The sequence below is a fragment of the Rickettsia amblyommatis genome (genome assembly GCF_002078335.1).
Taxonomy (GTDB): Bacteria; Pseudomonadota; Alphaproteobacteria; order Rickettsiales; family Rickettsiaceae; genus Rickettsia; species Rickettsia rickettsii.
This window is the reverse complement of record NZ_CP015012.1, coordinates 246,582-266,901: the sequence shown is the minus strand read 5'-3', so window position 1 is coordinate 266,901 and position 20,320 is coordinate 246,582. Positions and strand designations below refer to the sequence as shown.

The window sequence follows — 20,320 nt, the reverse complement described above, 5'->3', positions numbered from 1 at the left end:
TTTGATGGGGAGGAATACAGTTAAATCTATATAATTACAACTATAAAAAACATCGCAATATATTATAACTTTTTTCTATCAATTCACAAAATATATTAAGTTGTACTTCCTTTTTCTTATTTATCGTGTAAAGCGAAATTTCCTATTGACTTTTATATAAAGCAGTATAAATTTCTTTACAATTTAATTTTTTGCAAAGAATTTATGCTAGGCTATGAAAAAGAACAGAAAAGTTTAACAAGCGACCAAAAAGAAGCCACGGGCATTTTATCTACAGCTACTTTTCTTGAGTATTTTGATTTAATGTTGTACGTCCATTTAGCAGTATTGTTAAATGAATTGTTCTTTCCTAAATATGATTCGAGTGCAGCTTCTCTTCTCTCTGCCTTTACCTTTTGTTCTACCTTTATATTTAGACCACTAGGAGCATATGTTTTTGGTCGAATAGGTGATAAAAATTAGGGCGAAAATCTACTGTTATTATGACAACTACCTTAATGGCTTTATCCTGTATAATTATAGCAAATGCTCCTACTTATGAACAAGTAGGTTATTTTGCTGCATTAATCACAATTTGCTGTGCAATTCAAGGTATGGCTTCTGTAGGTGAAATAGTGGTAGCAGAACTTTATTTAACTGAAATTACAAAACCACCTATACAATATCCCGTAGTTTCTTTTATCGCCGTAGCATCAGTAATTGTGATAACTGCAGCTTTAGTTATAGTATCTTTAGTTACTACTCAAGGATTTAATTGGCGTCTTGCCGTTTGGATAGGTGCAATTATTGCAGTTGTGAGCGGCTACGCTAGAGCTCATCTTAGAGAAACGCCTGATTTTGTAGATGCCAGTGCTAGACTTTTACGAAAATATGAAAAAGCAAATATCGACAAAAAAGAATTAAAAAACGATGAGATTTTTAACCAAAAACCTAATAAGAAGACAACTATATATTTTTTCATAATGAGTTGTTGCTTGGCCCATATGTTTCTACTATACTTATATTACTTGTGGTGAAGTTTTAAAGAATGCATTTGGATACAGCTCAGGTTATTCATCATAATTTTATTATTTCAATGTTCCACCTAGCTAGTATGTCTTTAATATGTTTTCTAAGTTATAAAATATATCCTTTAAAAATGCTTAGAGTAAAATTAGCTTTACTCTTTATATTTATTCTATTTTCACCATACCTTTTAAAAAGTACAACTACACCTTTCCAGCTTCTTTTAATTCAAATAGGTTTGATAATATGTTCATTTGATACTGTTCCTGCTGTTTCAATCTTTTTTAGGCATTTTTCGGTTTTTAAACGTTTTACAGTAGTATGATATATGCTGTTTCTAGAGCCTTAATGTATATAATCACTTCGTTTGGAATTACATATTTAACAAAATATTTGGGTCAATATGGTTTGTTTATTGTGATGGTTCCATTACTTATAATTTGTATGTTTGGTCTAAATCATTTTCAAAAGTTGGAAAAAGAAGCAGGTTATTCATAGTGAATAATAATATTTGTTTTTGTTGAGAAAATTTATCTTTGTATAAAAACCTATAGCAAATTTCATTAAACTTTTCTTCAATTTCATAACACTCTAAATGTATAGCAACAACTAGAAACTTCTTAAATGTTTCCACAATGATCTGCTTCGCTTTTTCAGGTGATTTAGCTGCTAATGTTTGTACATTATGAACACGATCAAATAATTTTATAAGTGCAGTATCATATCTTTTTTGCTTAATTAATAGGTTTAAGCTTTCCTCGACACTGATTTTTCCGTGAGGTTTAATTCTAGTTAAACCTTCTACATGTTTTGCTATTTCTTTACCAAAAATTTCGATGATCATCTTTTCAGTAAGTTCTGTATCCTCAATAGTATAGTGAAGTAGAGCAGCATTTATCATATTAGCAGTAAAAAGCTTAGGCGCTTCGTTTGCTACAAACTCTGCAAGCATAATCGCTACTTCGATCGGGTGCGAATAATATAGATCGCCTGACTGACGCATTTGTGAACCATGATATTTACGAGCGTAGTAGATACCTTTTTTAACTTCCTCTATATCAACAGGATTTTTTTACTTTAGTGTTTAAATATTTGAGTTTATCAAGTAGCTTTTTAGCGTAAACACAAATTTCAAACTTTTCTTTCCAAGAGCTTATATCTTCCATAAAAGTGATTTTATTTATATTAATAATAGTTGATTACAATTAAAGCACAAGTTAAAAAAGTTACAATAATAATAGCTTTTGGTTACATTGTATTTAAACAACTTCATTTTGTGTTATTATTTATTTTTGCTTCTTGTTCTTGCTGTAATTTATACTCTGCTGCTTTTTCTTCTATATAGTTAAAAAACTAGTGAGACAATAATAGCAAATGTTATTAATATTAACTTAAGCTCTTTCCTTGCATTTTGAGCTTTTAAACGCTTTTCCTCCTCTTCGTCACTCAGAGGTTAAAGTTTCTTCTTCTTTATTTTCCATATTTTAACTCTTAAAAATTAGATTATATTATGAATGAAATAAAATAAGTCAATGACTATAAATTATTGATAGTACTAATTAAAATCTAATTTACCTATAAATATAATTATTTAGAGTTGAAAAGATGATCATTACGCGGGCATGACATCGGAAGGCTAAATTACAGCATAAAACAACTGCTTCTAGGTGATGCCTGCTTTTAATCTTAATTTTTATATTCCAGGATAAACTATAGTATGCTAAGATATTGCTTTTAAAAATAAGTGATTATCAGTGTCAAAATTTTCTTTTAATATTCATCATCAGCATAAAAAAGCTAGAAGCGGTATTATCGTAACCGCACACGGTGAGATGCGTACTCCCGCTTTTATGCCGGTTGGAACTAGAGGAACGGTTAAGGCAATGCTACCTGAATCGGTAGCAGAAACGGGGGCGGATATATTGCTCGGCAATACTTACCACTTAATGCTTCAACCGACTGCCGAACGTATAGTACGGCTTGGTGGCTTACATAAATTCATGAATTGGGATAAGCCGATATTAACCGATTCTGGCGGTTTTCAGGTAATGTCGCTATCGAAGTTACGCAAGATAACCGAAGAGGGAGTAAGTTTCAGCTCTCATATTAACGGCGATAAATATATGTTAACTCCTGAGCGTTCTACCGAAATACAATATCTGCTCGGTAGCACAATCACTATGGCTTTTGATGAATGTACGTCTTACCCTGCAACCTTTGAAGAAGCTAAAACTTCTATGCAGCTTACGACTAGATGGGCGAATAGATCACGTAATGCTTTTGTTAAGCGGGAAGGCTATGCACAATTCGGTATTATTCAAGGTAGCGTTTACGAAGAATTACGTGAGCAATCGGCTAAGGATCTAGTAGAACTTGATTTTGAGGGTTATGCTATAGGTGGACTTGCAGTAGGTGAGGGGCAGGAGCTTATGTTTAAAGTACTTAATTATACTCCTGATTTTCTGCCGCAAAATAAGCCGCGTTATTTAATGGGAGTCGGTAAGCCTGCTGATATTATAGGTGCGGTTAGCAGGGGTATAGATATGTTTGACTGCGTAATCCCGACACGCTCAGGTCGCAACGGTCAGGCTTTTACAAAATACGGTACGGTAAATATCCGCAATAGCAAATATGCCGATGATAACAAGCCGCTAGAACATGATTGCCTATGTCCTGCTTGTAGAAACTATAATAAAGCTTATCTACATCATTTAGTTAGAATCGGTGAAATACTTGGCTCTATGCTAATGACATGGCATAATTTAACATATTTCCAAAATCTCATGAGCCGTATTAGAGCATATATTAAACTAGGTAAAGATTTTGATTTTGATTCTTAAAGTGACTAGTTATAAAACATGCCTTGTTACATGTAAACGTACTTAAGTAGGTTATGTTAGAAAAAAGTTTATGCAGATCACACTTCAGTGATTGTAACTAGACAAAAACAAAAACCGGTGGTTATTATGTCGCTTGAAGATCATAATGCTATGGAGGAAACTATACTTGTTAAAAAGTCCTAAAAATGCTGAAAGACTAAAACGAGCAATTAGCGATTTTGAAGAAAATAAAAATTTTAGGAATTGGATTTAAATTAAAATAAAAGTATGAACTACTAATGCAAAATATTGATTTAATATCTGAAGAGAAAGCACAAAAATTACTAGAAGAACTCGCTGATAAAATAGCAGCGTATAACCATGCTTATTATATAGAAGATAATCCTTTAGTTTCTGATAGCGAGTATGATCAGCTATTTAATACCAATCTCAAGTTAGAACAAAAATTTCCTCATTTAATTTTAGAAAATAGTCCTAGCAAAAAAGTAGGGGCTAAAATAGCAAATAAATTTGCTAAAGTTACGCATCAGGTGCCTATGTTATCTCTCAGTAATGCTTTTGATGAGCAAGATGTGAGAGATTTTGTATATCGTATAAAAAATTTCTTACGCCTTAATGAGTTTGCTCCTATCTTTTGTGAACCTAAAATAGACGGTTTGTCTTTTTCTGCTGTTTATAAAAACGGGGTGCTTACAACGGGAGCTACAAGAGGTGACGGATATATCGGTGAAGATATAACAGCAAATATTAAAACAATCAAAAATTTTCCTCATAAAATAGATAATGTTCCAGAGTTTTTAGAAGTACGAGGGGAAATTTATATTGAAAAACAAGATTTTTTAAATCTAAATAAAGAACAAGAAGAGCAGGGCAAGGATAAATTTGCCAATCCTCGTAATGCTGCTGCCGGATCACTTCGTCAGCTTGATGCTTCTATTACGGCTAAAAGACCGCTCAAATATTTTGTATATTCAGGAGGGGTAACTGAACAGAATCTTGCTTCTTCACAAGATCAATTACTTACAAAATTAAAAGAAGGCGGCTTTAACATTAATGAAATATCTAAACTTGCGAGTTCTGAAGAAGAAATTTTCGCCTTTTACGAATATCTCAAAACAAATAGAGAAGATTTACCTTATGAAATTGATGGAGTAGTATATAAGCTAAATGATTTTGCACTGCAAAATAGAATGGGCTTTATTGCACGAAGTCCACGCTTTGCTACCGCTCATAAATTTCCTGCAATAATAGGACAAACAAAGTTACTTTCTATTACTGTACAGGTCGGTAGAACTGGTACGTTAACGCCAGTAGCCGAACTTGAACCCATAGAAATAGGCGGGGTAACTGTTAGCAGAGCAACATTACATAATTTCCAAGAAATTGCACGAAAAGATGTGCGGATTAAGGATTATGTATTCCTGCAACGTGCTGGTGATGTTATTCCTAAAATCATGGGAGTTGATTTTGATAAACGTCCTAATGATGCAGCAACGTTTGATACTCCTTTATTTTGTCTGTCATGCAATTCTAAGTTGCATTATATGCCTGAAGATATTATTATACGCTGTGATAATGGCCTTCACTGCCCTGCTCAGAATTATGAGCGTATCCGTCATTTTGTATCGAAAAATGCTATGGATATTGAGGGGCTTGGGCGTAAGCAAGTTGAGTTTTTAATAGATAAGGGATTGATTAGTAATCCTTTAGATATTTTCTTTTTAAAAGAAAAAAATGACTCTAGCTTAGCAAAACTTGAAAATATGGATGGATGGGGTAAAAAATCAGTAGAAAATCTTTTTAAAAATATAGAAAAATCAAAAAACGTTAGTTTGCCAAGATTTATATATGCATTAGGCATAAGGCATATCGGTGAACAAAATGCTAAATTACTTGCTAGAGAATTTGGCAGCTATAGTAATTTTATAGCTCAAATGGAATTGCTTAGAACAAATGAGCCTGATATTTATCAAAAACTAAACAATTTAGAAGGAATCGGTGATAAGATTTTAGTAGATATTATTGATTTTTTTGATGTTAAAGAAAATATTGAGCTTATCAAAAAACTTGGTGAAATATTAAATATTGAAGATTATAAAGAGACTAGAGAACAGAGTAGTTTAACGAACAAGATAGTAGTATTTACCGGTAGTTTACCGACGATATCTAGAGCGGAAGCTAAAGCAACAGCTGAGAAGCTTGGGGCTAAAGTTGCAGCTGGCTTATCATCGAACACGGATTTAGTTGTAGCCGGCGTTGATGCAGGCAGTAAACTTAAAAAAGCTAAAGAGCTTAATATTAAAATTATTGATGAAGAAGAATGGCTTACGCTTATAAAAAATGTTTAAAGCAAGGCATTGCTAACTAAATGATAGTAAATAAAAAACTCTATGTTATTCCCGCTTTCGCGGGAATAACATAGAGCCATGCGCGCGAGTTGGTCATAGAAGTGAAATTTATGATTAATTTAAAATAAACTATCGTCATATTTATCATGCAGGCAATTTTACTAATATAGTCAAACATTTAGTCCTAATTAGTATTTTAGAACAGCTCAAGAAAAAAGAAAAACCTTTTGCAGTTTTAGATGCTTTTGCTAGGCCTAGGTCTTTACGCTTTAAGCTCGGAGGCAGCTTCTAAAACTCTAGAAAGCGATACGGGAATTAATAAATTACTGCAAGCTACCGATCCTATTCCTCAGTTCTTACAAACTTTTTTAAATATAATAAATATAGCAGGCAAAAGTCACTACCCAGGTTCACCTTTTATAATTAAACAATTATTAAGACCAAATGATCGCTTAATTGCCTGCGAACTTCATCCAAGCGATTATTTAAGTTTAAAAAAATTATTACCAAATGATACGCATAATATGGATGCTTATAATGCTATCAAAGTTTTGCTACCATTTAAAGAGAATAGAGGATTAATTTTTCTTGATCCGCCTTTTGAAGTAAAAAATGAGTTTCAAAAATTACTTGAAGCACTTAAAAAAATTAAGCTACGGGTTCTTAATAATACTGTCTTAATTTGGTATCCTATAAAAGATTTATCTTTAGTCCGTGATTTTTACCACAATTACAAAAATATCGGATTTAAAGAAACTATGATTATTGAATATGAGCTTTTAAATAGTGATAAAAATATGGTAAAGTGTGGGTTAATGTTAATTAACCCTCCAAATATTAGAGGAGAATTAGAGAAATTAACAGAATATTTAAGTGGCACTCTTAATTTGAAATTTACATACATTTATCTTTAATGTCTTTTAAAAAATATATCTTTTTACTGTTTATAGTTTTTCTTGTTCAAGGTTGTAGCAGTATTAAAGAATCTAGTGATACTACGTTACTTTCTACTACTTCATCTCAATTAAAGCAAAAATATAAAATCAGCCATGCGGATTTAGTAATACAGTATGATTTAACAAACAAAAATAGCAAATGTATATATGCAAAAAACTTAGGTCTAATAATTAATAACCCTAAACAAAATAAGATTTTTTTACACAAATTCCATAATAAAAACCCGGCAGAATTTAATAAAGCAGCCGAAATAAAAATAGCTGATATAAAGGCAGTTGTAACAAAACTAAATTCAAAATATAAGTTTCTCTCTAAACCGGAAGCTAGCTATTTTACAAAAAAACAAACTCATAGGAATAATATCTTGGCATTAACCAAGCTTGATAAAATAATTAGTACAATACCGCTTATGATGCCGGAATATGAGCCGAAAATTACTAGCCATTACGGAACTAGGACAAGTCCTCATAAAAAGAAAAGAAAAAAGAAATGTTTCCATAGCGGTATTGATTTACAAGCTAAAAAAGCAGCACCGATATATGCAGCAGCAAGCGGAATTGTTATAAAAGCCGCTAGAGCACCTGATTACGGGAATTTTGTTGAGATTAAACATGGACGCAAATTTGTTACGAAATATGCTCATTTAAAAGAAATGTCAGTCAAGGAAGGAAATAAAATTAAGCGTGGTCAATTTATCGGTATACAAGGAAGCACTGGTAATGCAACGGGTGAACATTTGCATTTTGAAATTCTGTTAGATAATAAAGCAATCAATCCATTTGACTTTATTTTTCACTACCGTAAATGTTAAACTATGATCAAACTTTTATATCCTGAATTTTGGCAGAAGCGAAATATTATAGCTTATTTGCTTTTGCCTATAAGCTTGATATATCAATTTTTAGGCTATTTACGAGCTAGTTTAGCATGTCCTATTATGATGTTGCCTGCTAAAGTTATTTGTGTCGGTAATTGTAGCGTAGGAGGTACGGGTAAGACGCAGATAGTAATGTATCTAGCCAAATTACTAAAAGCTAGAAATGTAAGTTTTGTAATAGTAACTAAGGCTTATGGTAGCAACCTTAAAAGTGCAACTACCATACATGAAGGACATACAGCATTAGAGGCAGGAGATGAGGGGGTAATACTTGCAAAGTATGGAGCAGTTATTGCTACTAAAAATATTAAAGAGATTGTGCCGTTAATTAACGAGCTTAAACCTGATATAATAATAGTTGATGATTTCCTACAAAATCCTTATTTTCATAAAGACTTTACTATAGTCTCAGTAGATAGCCAAAGGCTTTTCGGCAACGGTTTTCTAATTCCTGCCGGTCCTTTAAGACAATATCCAAATAAAGCCCTTGATGCAGCTGATTTAATTTTTTTAGTCAGTATCCACCAAGATAAAATACCGGATATTTTAACTCCTTATGTCAATAAGTTAATAAATGCTCAAATAGTTCCTTCAAATAATATAGATAAAACTAAAAATTATTTTGCTTTTAGCGGTATCGGTAATCCTGAGCGTTTCTTTACGACTTTAAAAAATTACGGATTAAATATAACCGGTTACAAAATTTTTCCTGATCATTATAATTATTTACAAGCAGATTTAGAAAATTTATATTCATTAGCTAAAGAGCATAACGCTACCTTAGTGACTACAAGAAAAGATCATGTTAAGTTTAATGATTTAAATAATAATATTGTCTGTCTAGATGTAGAATTATCTATAAACAATCCTGATTTATTAAATGAAAAAATTTTTAAAAAAGCTTAGATATTTAATTGAGTATTTGATCGTTGTTATATTCCTGAAAGTAATAGGAATATTCGGTGTAGATAAAGCGGCGGATATTTGTAGTTTTATAGCAAGAAAAGTCGGTATATTATTTGCTGTTAATAAAATTGCTAGACGAAATATTAAAGTAGTATTCGGTGATATGTGTGATATTGAAAAAATCATAGATCAAACTTGGGATAATTTCGGTAGGTTTATCGGTGAATTTACATATGTTGGCAAGATGGATGAAGCCGAGTTAGAGCGTAGAATCGAAATAATCGGCATAGAAAATATTAAAAAACTTGAAGGACAAACTTTTTTATTATTTAGCGGTCACTTTGCCAATTGGGATATTGGTCTTAAGCTTCTTCATAAATTTTATCCGAAAGTTGCCGTAATTTATCGTAAAGCAAATAACCCATATGTTAACAAGTTGGTTAATGAAAGTCGTGCCGGTGATAAATTAAGACTTATACCGAAAGGTCCTGAAGGTAGCAGAGCTTTAGTCAGGGCTATCAAGGAGAGTGAATCTATTGTTATGCTTGTTGATCAAAAAATGAACGATGGAATTGAAGTGCCTTTTTTAGGGCATCCTGCTATGACTGCAAGCGCCATCGCTAAAATTGCTTTGCAGTATAAATATCCAATTATACCTTGCCAAATCATTAGAACTAAAGGCAGTTATTTTAAAGTAATAGTTCACCCGCAATTAAAGTTTGAGCAAACCGGCGATAATAAAGCCGATTGCTATAATATTATGCTTAATATTAATCAAATGCTAGGAGAATGGGTTAAGCAAAATCCTGCTCAATGGTTTTGGTTTCACAATAGATGGAAGAAATGAAACGTCATTGCGAGCAGCCGTAGGCTGCGTGGCAATCTCGTCAAATATCCTGAGATTGCTTCGTCAATTGCTATGCAATTTCCTCGCAATGACAAAAAAATGAGCCACGGTATGACATTTTAAGAAAGCATAGTCCGTAATTTCTCCAGTACTTCTTGAGCGTGGTTTTTAGCATTTACCGACCGCCAAATATGCTTAACTATGCCTTCCTTATCAAGTAAAAACGTAGCTCTATCAATACCTATATATTTTTTACCGAACATTGATTTTTCTATCCATACCCCTAATTGTTCGCATAAATTTGAATTTGCATCAGAGGCTAAATCAAATCCTAAATTATATTTTTCTTTAAATTTATCATGAGAGTCAAGCTTATCTTTGGATACTCCGATAATTACCGTATTAAGTTTATCGAATTCCGGTTTTAGCTTGTTAAAATCTTGTGCTTCAATAGTACATCCAGGTGTATCGTCTTTCGGATAAAAATATAATATTACGAATTTTCCTTTTAAATCCGATAGTTTAATTACGTTATCTTTACCTATGTGTAAAGATAAATCAGGAACTTTTTTTCCTAGTTCTAATGTCATAACACCCTCAAATTTATTTGATACAATAACTATATATTCAATATGTACTTTTTAAAATTGCTTTTTATAATTATATTATTTATGATACCGGTACATAATAATTAAGTTTAATTTTTATTGACTATTTCAATAAAGAGGTTTTATGAGAACTGTAAGTGAAGCACTGGAAGAATTACATCAAAATCTTAAGGACTCTGCTAAAATTATTACTGTAGATTTTAATAAAACAGGTCATGAAGTAGCGGATAAATTATCCGTCAAAATTAATGACTTAGAGGAATATGCTAAGGATAGTAAAGACCATTCTTTAGAAACTATAAAAGAGCAATATAAAAATTTAACGAAAGAGTTACAGGATTATCAGAAAATTAAAGATGATAAAGTGGAAGAATATAGACAAACTCTTGTGAAAAAACTTGATGATTTAAGTAAGAAAGTTGAACAATATAATAATAAACATAAATAATTGGAGAATATAATGAAAAAAATTTTAATAACATTAGGTGCTACCGCTACTTTATTATTAACACCTAGCATTTTTGCAGATTTGCCTACCAAGGATGACACAAAAGCAAATGAAGTGCAAACTGAAGAAGTAGCTACAAGCAGTACAAAAACAATTACCGAAAACTTACAGGAATTAAAAGACAATTTAATAAACCTAGCACAAACGGGAGCCGATAAATTTAATCAGACCTTAAGCAATACTTATGATCAGATAGCCCAAAGCGTTGCAGAGATAAAAAAGAATGTAAAAGATCAGAAAGATAAAAAAGGTGAAGAACTGCAAAAATCTATAGATGCTGTAAAAGCAAAAATGGAAGATTATAAAAAAGCAGGCAGCAAGAAGCAAGAAAAAATACGTCAGCACCTAGTGGATAAATTAGAAGAGCTAAATAAAAATATTAACGAATATAATAACGATAAAGAAAAAGCAAATTCGTAATTTTTTAACGTCATTGCGAAGAGATGCCTAGCATCGACGCGGCAATCGCATAAAGTAGGATAAACTCCTGAGATTGCTTCGTCGAAACTTATAGTTTCTCCTCGCAATGACTGCGGACAATATACCCTTAAAAACTGGTATTATTTATGACTATTACCAAAGAAAAAATTGCAGCTATGTTAAGCTCTAAAGTGGGTTTTTCAAATAATTTATGCGAGGCAATAGTTCATACGGTTTTTTCTAATATTTTAGAAATAGCCAAAGAGCAAAAATTAACTTTAAAGAATTTTGGTAGCTTTGAGGTTAAACAAAAGAATCCACGTTCCGGAATAAATTTTCATACCAAAGCACCGGTAATTATAGAATCAAAAAAGAATTTGCGTTTTGTCCCTTCTTCTAAATTAAAAGCTTTAATTAATGAATCTACTCGATGAACTTCGTTATAATTTGTTGGCTTGTTGCATGTCTCGGAAAATACTTTTTATGTCATTCCCGCGAAAGCGGGAATCTAGTAAAACCTATAAAAAACTTGTTTTTTTAGGTTTATTTTGTTAATAATGTGTATCAATATTAAGGTTATTTTTGGGACTCCTGCCTACGCGGGAATGACATAAAAAGCATTTTCCAAGACATACAACAAAATCTGTATTCGGAGTATATGACAAACAATAAGCTAACAAACAAATATTATTCTGCTAGTGAAGTGATTAAGCATTTAAATATTGCTTTACATCAATTAAGATATCTAGAGACAAAAAACCCTGATTTATCTAATTATAAAATAAATAATAGAAAATATTATACTGCTAATGATATTGATCTACTCCAAAAATCTTTAAATAAAGATATTACATCTCTTTCTACCGCTAGAATCGATATATTACTTACCAACTTCCATAATTTGTCTCTTCAAATAAAAAACATTCTTGCCGCTTTCTCGATGACTCGCGTATAGTACTTGTCATATCACGTTTTAAAGAAAAGAAAGGAACATATTATGACAATAAGACAAATGGTAAAGCCAGTAATTATAGGTATATCTGGTCCTGAATTAACCGATGCCGAAAGAGAATTATTTGAAGAGCATAATCCTTTAGGTGTAATTTTATTCCGTCGTAATATTAGAAAGAATGATAACGGTGCGCAGGATAAAGAAGCCCTGATTAAGCTTATTGCAGATATAAAAGAAGTATTAGGGGAAAATACTATCATCTCTATAGATCAAGAAGGCGGTAGGGTAAAAAGGCTTATAGCACCAACTTTTTATGATGCTCCGGCTGCTCAAACTTTTACTGATCCCCAAGCATGTAAACAAAATTATAGTGATATTGCGAAAGAGCTGAGAGAAGTAGGCATTAATCTAGATTTTGCACCGGTAGCGGATTTGATCCACGAAGGAGCAGACAAGATAGTCGGCGATAGAAGTTTCGGCGGGGAGCCGGAAGTAGTCGTGCCTTTATGTTTAGCTGCTATAGACGGATTACAAGAAGAGAAAGTCGGGGCTTGTATAAAACATATTCCGGGCCATGGTAGAGCGACGGTGGATAGCCATAAAAAATTACCGATTGTCGATGCTGATATAGAAGAGTTAGAAAAAACAGACTTTAAAGTATTTAAGGAGCTAGTGAAGCACGATAATATTAGACTTGCTATGACGGCACATATAATTTACAAAGTTCTTGATCCTGAGAATCCTGCCACTCTATCAAAAAAAGTTATAGACTATATTAAAAATAATATCGGCTTTAAAGGGCTTATTATTTCCGATGCAATAGATATGAAAGCTTTAAGCGGTAGTATGGCAGATATGACCAAAGAAGTTTTAGATGCAGGTGTAGATATAGTGCTTGAATGTACCGGAGAATTTAACAAAATGTCTGAAGTTCTAGTTAGTGTTTCGGAAAGTTCTATAGATAAATTTTCTGACTTGTTTATTGCTTAATGCTATTATTCATTTAATGTCATACCGCGGCTCGACCGCGTTATCTTAGGACACAGTCTGTGATGCAAGATCCCGTGGTCCATTTAGCCACGGGATGACAACGGAACTGCACAACGGCAGGTATTTAGCCGTAAAATGGCTATTAAGGAACTTATCCAATTAACCTAAGTTAAAATTAATTAAATAATTATATTGAAAAAATTTATTTTTACTATTAATCTGTTTTTTAATTTTTAGTTAAAGAATTAATTTTATAAATTTTAAATAGTGTTATTAATAAGTGTTATTAATAGTCTTGTGGATTTAAGTTCTAAAAGCTATAGGTAATATTTACTAAGAATAGAGATATAGAGAATTTGAGGTAGCAGGAGGGGCTTTGATTTGTGATATTATTAATCTGCTTAAAGAAGATTTAAATAAAGCCGATATAAAAAATGAGATATATATGCGTCTTAAAGAACCGTATTCTGTTTTAAAAAAGATGAAAAGGAAAGAAGTGCTGATTGATGCATTGAAAGACTTAATTGCATGTAGGATTATAGTTAAATCTAAAGCTCTATGCTATAATGCTTTGGACGTAGTTAAGAGTTCTCCGCATTTAGATTGGTTATACACCAAAGATTATATCAATAGACCAAAAAGCAACGGCTATCAGTCTCTTCATAATATAATGCAGCTTTTACACTCTAAACGTAATTTTGAAATACAGATAAGAAGTGAAGATATGCATAAAGATGCCGAGCTTGGTAGAGCAGCTCATTTAAATTATAAAGAAGAACAAGACCGTCATTTGCAAAAAGTTTTTGACGTTACTAATGACACGATACTTTCTAAAGCACGTCAAATGGTGCAACAATTTGAAGGATTAGAAGTGCAAATTGTAGAATATGAAAAAGAAATTATGCGTATTTGGCATACTAAATACGACAAAATACTAAAATGGGCAAATACTGCTGAAGTGCTAATATTTCAAGAAGAGTAGGGGGATAATTAGTTCGTCATCCCGTGAGACGAAAATATGTCATCCCGTGACCTTGACCACAGGATCCAGTTCTTGGTGTCATACTGCGAGCTTGTAGCGGTATCCATCTAAAAAAATCAAAAATGTATACTTATTAAGTTATTTTTTTGTGGATCCCACGGTCAAGCCACGGGATGACACTGATAAGGCATAACGCCAATGTGGTAAAAATATAACATTTATTAAAACTTTATAAAAAAACTATAGCGATGCCTATAGCGATGCTTGTAATTATATACAATATATAGTATGCTCAGTCCGTAGTTTAGAAACTATTGAAACAAAATATTAGGTTATTTCCTTATCAAATGTAGGATATCTTGACTCACGTTTGATAAGTTTGTTTTAATACTAGGTACTAAATTTTAACTTAAATATAGGACAAAAATTATGGCTCAAAAACCAAATTTTCTAAAAAAATTAATTTCCGCAGGGTTGGTAACTGCTTCTACAGCTACCATAGTAGCCAGTTTTGCAGGTTCAGCTATGGGTGCTGCTATACAGCAGAATAGAACAACAAACGGAGTTGCGACAACTGTTGATGGTGTGGGATTTGACCAAACTGCCGCTGCTGCAAATGTTGCGGTTGCTCTAAATGCAGTTATTACTGCTAATGCTAATAATGATATTAATTTCAATACTCCAGCCGGTAGTTTTAACGGTTTGTCTTTAGATACTGCAAACAATTTAGCAGTGACAGTGAGTGCAGATACCACCTTAGGGTTCATCACTAATGCTGTTAATAAAGGTAACTCCTTTAACTTTACTCTTGATGCCGGTAAAACTCTTACTATAACAGGTCAAGGTATTACTAATGCACAAGCTGCTGTTACAAACAATGCTCAAAATGTTGTTGCACCATTTAATGGTGGTGCTGCTATTGACAATAATGATCTTAGCGGTGTAGGAACAATAGACTTTGGTGCTGCGGCTTCTACATTAGTATTTAATTTAGCAAATCCTACAACTCAAAAGGCTCCTCTTACACTTGGACAGAATGCTTTAATAGTTAATGGTGTTAACGGTACATTAAATGTTACTAATGGATTTATTCAAGTTTCAGATAAAAGTTTTGCTACTGTTAAGGCAATTAATATCGGTGACGGTCAAGGTTTCATTTTCAATACTAATGCTACTGTCGGTAATGCTTTAAATTTACAAGCAGGTGGTGCTACTATTAATTTTAATGGAACAGAAGGTACGGGTAGATTAGTATTATTAAGTAAGAATGGTGCTGCTACCGACTTTAACGTTACAGGAAGTTTAGGCGATAATCTAAAAGGTATTATCGAATTTAACACTGTTGCAGTAGCCGGTCAACTTATAGCTAATGCAGGCCCTGCTAATGCAGTAATAGGTACTAATAATGGTGCAGGTAGAGCTGCAGGATTTGTTGTTAGCGTAGATAATGGTAATGCAGCAACAATCGCTGGACAAGTTTATGCTAAAGACATGGTTATACAAAGTGCTAATGCAGGCGGGCAAGTAAATTTTGGACACATAGTTGACGTTGGTACAGACGGTACTACTGCCTTTAAAACAGCAGCTTCTAAAGTTGCAATAACCCAAAACTCAAACTTTGGTACTACTGATTTTGGTAATCTTGCAGCACAGATTACAGTTCCTGATACTATGACCCTTACCGGTAATTTTACAGGTGATGCTAGCAATCCCGGTAACACTGCAGGTGTGATAACTTTTGCTGCTAACGGTACTTTAGCAAGTGCTAGTGCAGATGCAAATGTTGCGGTGACAAATAATATTACAGCAATTGAAGCATTAGGTGTCGGAGTTGTCCAATTATCAGGAACACATACTGCCGAGTTACGTTTAGGAAATGCCGGTTCTGTCTTTAAACTTGCTGACGGCACAGTTATAAACGGTAAAGTTAACCAAACTGCTGTTGTCGGTGGTGCTTTTGCAGCCGGTGCTATTACCTTAGACGGTAGTGCTACAATTACCGGCGATATAGGTAACGGTGGCGGTGCTGCTGCGTTACGAGGCATTACTTTAGCTAACGATGCTAAAAAAACATTAACACTTGATGGAGCAAATATTATCGGTGCTAATGTCGGTGGAACGATTGATTTCCAAGCTAACGGTGGTACTCTTAAATTAACAAGCACTCAAAATAATATTTTAGTTGATTTTGATTTAGCTATAACTACTGATCAGACAGGCGTTGTTGATGCGAATAGCCTGACAAATGCTCAAACTTTAACTATTAGCGGTAAAATCGGTACTATTGGAGCTAATAATAAAACTCTTGGACAATTTAATATTGGCTCAAGTAAAACAGCTTTAAATGGCGGTAATGTTGCTATTAACGAGTTAGTTATTGGCAATAACGGTTCAGTACAATTCGCTCATGATACTTATTTAATAACAAGAACTACAAATGCTGCCGGTCAAGGTAAAATAATATTTAATCCTGTTGTAAATAATAATACAACTCTTGCAGCTGGTACAAATTTAGGTAGTGCTGCAAATCCACTTGCAGAAATTAATTTTGGATCTAAAGGGGCTCATGCTGATACTATATTAAATGTTGGTGAAGGTGTAAATTTATATGCTACTAATATTACTACTACCGATGCTAACGTAGGTTCTTTCGTCTTTAATGCCGGTGGAACAAATATAGTAAGCGGTACAGTCGGTGGACAGCAAGGTAATAAGTTTAATACTGTAGCATTAGATAACGGTACTACTGTTAAGTTCTTAGGTAATGCAACATTTAACGGTGAAACTACAATTGCAGCTAATTCTACCTTACAAATCGGTGGTAACTATACTGCAGACTGTGTTGCATCTGCCGATGGTACTGGTATAGTAGAATTCGTTAACACCGGTCCTATTACCGTAACATTAAACAAACAAGCTGTACCTGTTAATAATTTAAAACACATAACGGTTTCTGGTCCCGGTAACGTAGTGGTTAATGAGATAGGTAATGCAGTTAATTATCATGGTGTTGCGACTGATACGATTGCTTTTGAAAATTCAAGTTTAGGTGCAGCTTTATTCTTACCTAGCGGCGTTCCATTCAATGATGCAGGCAACGCAATTCCTTTAACAATTAAAAGTACCGTAGGTAATGAAACAGCTACAGGTTTTGATGTTCCTAAAGTGATTGTTTTAGGTGTTGATAGTGTCATCGCTGACGGTCAAGTAATCGGTGATCAAAATAATATCGTAGGTCTAGGTCTTGGAAGCGATAACGGCATAATCGTTAATGCTACTACATTATATGCAGGTATCGGTACTATAAACAATAATCAAGGTACTGTCACACTTAGCGGTGGTATTCCTAATACCCCTGGTACAGTTTATGGCTTAGGCACAGGTATTGGCGCTTCACAGTTAAAGCAAGTAACGTTTACTACAGACTATAACAACTTAGGTAATATTATTGCAACTAACGCAACAATTAATGACGGTGTAACTGTTACTACAGGCGGTATAGCCGGAACGGATTTTGACGGTAAAATTACTCTTGGAAGTGTTAACGGTAACGCTAATGTAAGATTTGCTGATGGTATATTGTCTAATTCTACAAGTATGATTGTTACTACTAAAGCTAATAACGGTACTGTAACTTATTTAGGTAATGCATGCGTTGGTAATATAGGTGATTCAGATACTCCTGTAGCTTCTGTTAGATTTACAGGTAGTGATGATGGTGCAGGATTACAAGGAAATATTTATTCACAAGTCATAGACTTTGGTACTTATGACTTAAGTATTTTAAATTCTAATGTAATTTTAGGCGGCGGTACTACTGCTATTAACGGTGCAATCGATCTTCTTACAAATACTTTAACATTTGCAAGTGGTACTTCAACATGGGGAAACAATACTTCTATTGAAACTACTTTAACATTAGCAAACGGTAATATAGGTCACATCGTTATCACGGAAGGTGCTCAAGTTAATGCAACAACCACAGGAACTACAACCATTAAAGTACAAGATAATGCCAATGCAAATTTCAGTGGTACACAAACTTATACTTTAATCCAAGGTGGTGCTAGATTTAACGGTACTTTAGGAGGTCCTAACTTTGCTGTAACCGGAAGTAATCGTTTTGTAAATTACGGTTTAATACGTGCTGCTAACCAAGATTATGTAATAACACGTACTAACAATGTAGAAAATGTAGTTACTAATGATATCGCAAATAGTCCGTTTGGAGGTGCACCAGGTGTAGGTCAGAACGTTACAACATTTGTAAATGCAACTAATACTGTAGCATATAATAATCTTCTTTTAGCTAAAAATAGTGCTGATTCTGCTAACTTTGTCGGAGCTATCGTTACCGATACAAGTGCGGCTGTAACTAATGCACAATTCGATGTAGCTAAAGATATCCAAGCTCAACTTGGTAACAGATTAGGTGCTCTTAGATATTTAGGTACTCCTGAAACTGCTGAAATGGCTGGACCTGAAGCTGGAACAATACCGGCTGCGGTTGCTGCAGGTGATGAAGCTGTTGATAATGTAGCTTACGGTATATGGGCAAAACCTTTCTATACTGATGCACATCAAGGTAAGAAAGGTAGTTTAGCTGGTTATAAAGCTAAAACCACCGGTGTCGTAATCGGTTTAGATACGCTAGCTAACGATAACTTAATGATCGGTGCTGCTATCGGTATCACTAAAACTGATATAAAACACCAAGATTATAAGAAAGGTGATAAAACCGACGTTAACGGTTTCTCATTCTCTCTATATGGTGCCCAGCAGCTTGTTGAGAACTTCTTTGCTCAAGGTAGTGCAATATTTAACTTAAACCAAGTGAAGAACAAAAGTCAGCGTTACTTCTTCGATGCTAACGGTAATATGAGCAAGCAAATTGCTGCCGGTAATTACAATAACATGACATTCGGTGGTAACTTAACAGTCGGTTATGATTACAATGCAATGCAAGGTGTATTAATAACTCCAATGGCAGGACTTAGCTACTTAAAGTCTTCTGACGAAAACTATAAAGAAACCGGTACAACAGTTGCAAACAAGCAAGTTAACAGCAAGTTTAGCGATAGAACCGATTTAATAGTAGGTGCTAAAGTAGCTGGCGGTACTATGAACATAACTGATCTTGCGGTATATCCGGAAGCTCACGCTTTTGTGGTTCACAAAGTAAACGGTAGATTATCTAAAACTCAGTCTGTATTAGACGGACAAGTTACTCCGTGTATCAGCCAGCCTGACAGAACCGCTAAAACATCTTATAATTTAGGTTTAAGTGCAAGCATAAGACCTGATGCTAAGATGGAGTACGGAATCGGTTACAATGCTCGGATTGCAAGTAAATATACTACACATCAAGGTACTCTAAAAGTCCGTGTAAACTTCTAATCGCTCCCGATTAGCAAGTTTATAAGTTCCTCAAGAAAAAAGCCCTCTGTGAAAAAAGGGGGCTTTTTTTGTTCGTTCTTCCCGCCTACATACCTTGTTGTATGGCTCAAAAAACCTACTATATGTCATCCCCGCGTAGGCGGGGATCCAGAAAAAAGCAAGATAAGCGTACAAGTAATAATCGAGTGTTTAGTAATATTGCTAAAATAGGTATGAGTAGCTATGGTTGGTTTATGGGTTTTAAGTTACATATAGAATTAATAATAAAGGTCAAATTATGGCAGTCAACATTACCAAAGCAAATAGTAGTGATTTATCAGTAGCAAGCAGTATAACTACCGCATTAAAAGGCAAAATCTTTGGTGATAAAGCTTATATCTCTAAGGATTTATTTAGCATATTAAACTCTAGAGGCTTGCATTTATTTACAGGAATAAGGAAAGATATGAAGAATCTATCTATTAGATTTAGAAGATAAGATACTACTTCGTAAAAGATCGTTAATTAAGTCTATTCTTAACGTGTATTAAAGAAAAACATGAATCTTGAACATTCAAGACATAGGTCACCTAACAACTTTTTAGTTCATATTCTAGCTTGTGTTAATGCTTTTAATCTTACTAAAACTAATAAATTTATACCTTTTTTAAACAATTCACAACTTCCCTTATCCTAAACTGGCG

Annotated in this window: 16 protein-coding genes and 3 pseudogenes; 17 read left to right on the top strand and 2 right to left on the bottom strand. The window is 33.6% G+C overall.

All coding sequences use genetic code 11. From position 1 onward, the window contains the following. The first annotated feature begins 204 nt into the window (after positions 1-204). Positions 205-1,503: pseudogene (locus A3305_RS01410) on the top strand (MFS transporter). Here the strand turns inward: A3305_RS01410 and A3305_RS01405 are convergent. Further along, positions 1,439-2,171 (bottom strand): annotated as a pseudogene (locus tag A3305_RS01405) (HD domain-containing protein). The pseudogenes A3305_RS01410 and A3305_RS01405 sit on opposite strands and share 65 nt — an antisense overlap. Before the next feature lie 588 nt (positions 2,172-2,759). Here A3305_RS01405 and tgt point away from each other — a divergent pair. From tgt to A3305_RS01365, 7 genes and pseudogenes are all read left to right on the top strand, one after another. Further along, on the top strand, positions 2,760-3,845 hold the full coding sequence (tgt, locus tag A3305_RS01395) for a tRNA guanosine(34) transglycosylase Tgt (protein WP_014392707.1): 1,086 nt from the start codon (positions 2,760-2,762) through the stop codon (positions 3,843-3,845). A gap of 87 nt (positions 3,846-3,932) precedes the next feature. After that, the gene (locus tag A3305_RS11760; RefSeq protein ID WP_017442569.1) at positions 3,933-4,028 is read left to right on the top strand and encodes a hypothetical protein; all 96 of its coding nucleotides are present in this window, start codon (positions 3,933-3,935) and stop codon (positions 4,026-4,028) included. A 95-nt stretch (positions 4,029-4,123) separates the two neighbouring features. Next, entirely contained in the window at positions 4,124-6,193 is a 2,070-nt protein-coding gene (ligA, locus tag A3305_RS01385) for an NAD-dependent DNA ligase LigA (protein WP_014392706.1), read from the top strand. Positions 6,194-6,317: 124 nt separating this feature from the next. After that, positions 6,318-7,107, top strand: a pseudogene (rlmJ, locus tag A3305_RS01380) (23S rRNA (adenine(2030)-N(6))-methyltransferase RlmJ). Further along, positions 7,107-7,961 (top strand): M23 family metallopeptidase, encoded by an 855-nt coding sequence (locus A3305_RS01375; protein ID WP_014392704.1) that lies wholly within the window; start codon positions 7,107-7,109, stop codon positions 7,959-7,961. The pseudogene rlmJ and the gene A3305_RS01375 overlap by 1 nt, the downstream one beginning before the upstream one ends. 3 nt (positions 7,962-7,964) lie before the next feature. Continuing rightward, complete coding sequence (gene lpxK / locus A3305_RS01370; protein ID WP_014392703.1) at positions 7,965-8,933, top strand: tetraacyldisaccharide 4'-kinase; 969 nt, start codon at positions 7,965-7,967, stop codon at positions 8,931-8,933. Next, complete coding sequence (locus A3305_RS01365; RefSeq protein ID WP_014392702.1) at positions 8,908-9,780, top strand: lipid A biosynthesis lauroyl acyltransferase; 873 nt, start codon at positions 8,908-8,910, stop codon at positions 9,778-9,780. Before lpxK ends, A3305_RS01365 begins: the two co-directional genes overlap by 26 nt. A gap of 119 nt (positions 9,781-9,899) precedes the next feature. Here the strand turns inward: A3305_RS01365 and bcp are convergent, their stop codons facing one another. Beyond that, positions 9,900-10,370, bottom strand: a complete 471-nt coding sequence (bcp, locus tag A3305_RS01360) for a thioredoxin-dependent thiol peroxidase (protein WP_014392701.1) — start codon at positions 10,368-10,370, stop codon at positions 9,900-9,902. Positions 10,371-10,512: 142 nt separating this feature from the next. Between bcp and A3305_RS01355 the strand changes: the two genes are divergently transcribed. From A3305_RS01355 to A3305_RS11410, 9 genes are all read left to right on the top strand, one after another. Further along, positions 10,513-10,836 carry a hypothetical protein gene (locus A3305_RS01355; protein WP_014392700.1) on the top strand — a complete coding sequence of 108 codons (324 nt, stop codon included), beginning with the start codon at positions 10,513-10,515 and terminating at the stop codon, positions 10,834-10,836. A 12-nt stretch (positions 10,837-10,848) separates the two neighbouring features. After that, positions 10,849-11,316 carry a hypothetical protein gene (locus A3305_RS01350; RefSeq protein WP_014392699.1) on the top strand — a complete coding sequence of 156 codons (468 nt, stop codon included), beginning with the start codon at positions 10,849-10,851 and terminating at the stop codon, positions 11,314-11,316. 146 nt (positions 11,317-11,462) lie between these two features. Continuing rightward, positions 11,463-11,750: an HU family DNA-binding protein gene (locus A3305_RS01345; protein ID WP_014392698.1), complete on the top strand. Its 288-nt coding sequence runs from the start codon at positions 11,463-11,465 to the stop codon at positions 11,748-11,750. 224 nt (positions 11,751-11,974) lie between these two features. Then, positions 11,975-12,271 (top strand): MerR family transcriptional regulator, encoded by a 297-nt coding sequence (locus tag A3305_RS01340; protein ID WP_014392697.1) that lies wholly within the window; start codon positions 11,975-11,977, stop codon positions 12,269-12,271. 42 nt (positions 12,272-12,313) lie between these two features. After that, complete coding sequence (gene nagZ, locus A3305_RS01335) at positions 12,314-13,258, top strand: beta-N-acetylhexosaminidase (RefSeq protein WP_014392696.1); 945 nt, start codon at positions 12,314-12,316, stop codon at positions 13,256-13,258. A gap of 376 nt (positions 13,259-13,634) precedes the next feature. Then, positions 13,635-14,240: a guanosine polyphosphate pyrophosphohydrolase gene (locus tag A3305_RS01330; RefSeq protein ID WP_014392695.1), complete on the top strand. Its 606-nt coding sequence runs from the start codon at positions 13,635-13,637 to the stop codon at positions 14,238-14,240. Positions 14,241-14,669: 429 nt separating this feature from the next. Next, a complete protein-coding gene (gene ompB / locus A3305_RS01325) occupies positions 14,670-19,637 on the top strand; it encodes an outer membrane protein OmpB (protein WP_014392694.1) in 4,968 nt (1,655 codons plus the stop codon). 185 nt (positions 19,638-19,822) lie between these two features. Then, complete coding sequence (locus A3305_RS11415) at positions 19,823-19,960, top strand: transposase (RefSeq protein WP_014392693.1); 138 nt, start codon at positions 19,823-19,825, stop codon at positions 19,958-19,960. After that, entirely contained in the window at positions 19,915-20,115 is a 201-nt protein-coding gene (locus tag A3305_RS11410; protein WP_014391701.1) for a transposase, read from the top strand. Before A3305_RS11415 ends, A3305_RS11410 begins: the two co-directional genes overlap by 46 nt. The last annotated feature ends 205 nt before the right edge of the window (positions 20,116-20,320 follow it).

Bases quoted from the DNA above. Each gene is read 5' to 3' on its own strand.
- ligA (WP_014392706.1), top strand. From the start codon at position 4,124: ATGCAAAATATTGATTTAATATCTGAAGAGAAAGCACAAAAATTACTA.
- A3305_RS01375 (WP_014392704.1), top strand. From the start codon at position 7,107: ATGTCTTTTAAAAAATATATCTTTTTACTGTTTATAGTTTTTCTTGTT.
- lpxK (WP_014392703.1), top strand. From the start codon at position 7,965: ATGATCAAACTTTTATATCCTGAATTTTGGCAGAAGCGAAATATTATA.
- A3305_RS01365 (WP_014392702.1), top strand. From the start codon at position 8,908: ATGAAAAAATTTTTAAAAAAGCTTAGATATTTAATTGAGTATTTGATC.
- bcp (WP_014392701.1), bottom strand. From the start codon at position 10,370: ATGACATTAGAACTAGGAAAAAAAGTTCCTGATTTATCTTTACACATA.
- A3305_RS01355 (WP_014392700.1), top strand. From the start codon at position 10,513: ATGAGAACTGTAAGTGAAGCACTGGAAGAATTACATCAAAATCTTAAG.
- A3305_RS01350 (WP_014392699.1), top strand. From the start codon at position 10,849: ATGAAAAAAATTTTAATAACATTAGGTGCTACCGCTACTTTATTATTA.
- A3305_RS01345 (WP_014392698.1), top strand. From the start codon at position 11,463: ATGACTATTACCAAAGAAAAAATTGCAGCTATGTTAAGCTCTAAAGTG.
- A3305_RS01340 (WP_014392697.1), top strand. From the start codon at position 11,975: ATGACAAACAATAAGCTAACAAACAAATATTATTCTGCTAGTGAAGTG.
- nagZ (WP_014392696.1), top strand. From the start codon at position 12,314: ATGACAATAAGACAAATGGTAAAGCCAGTAATTATAGGTATATCTGGT.
- ompB (WP_014392694.1), top strand. From the start codon at position 14,670: ATGGCTCAAAAACCAAATTTTCTAAAAAAATTAATTTCCGCAGGGTTG.
- A3305_RS11410 (WP_014391701.1), top strand. From the start codon at position 19,915: ATGGCAGTCAACATTACCAAAGCAAATAGTAGTGATTTATCAGTAGCA.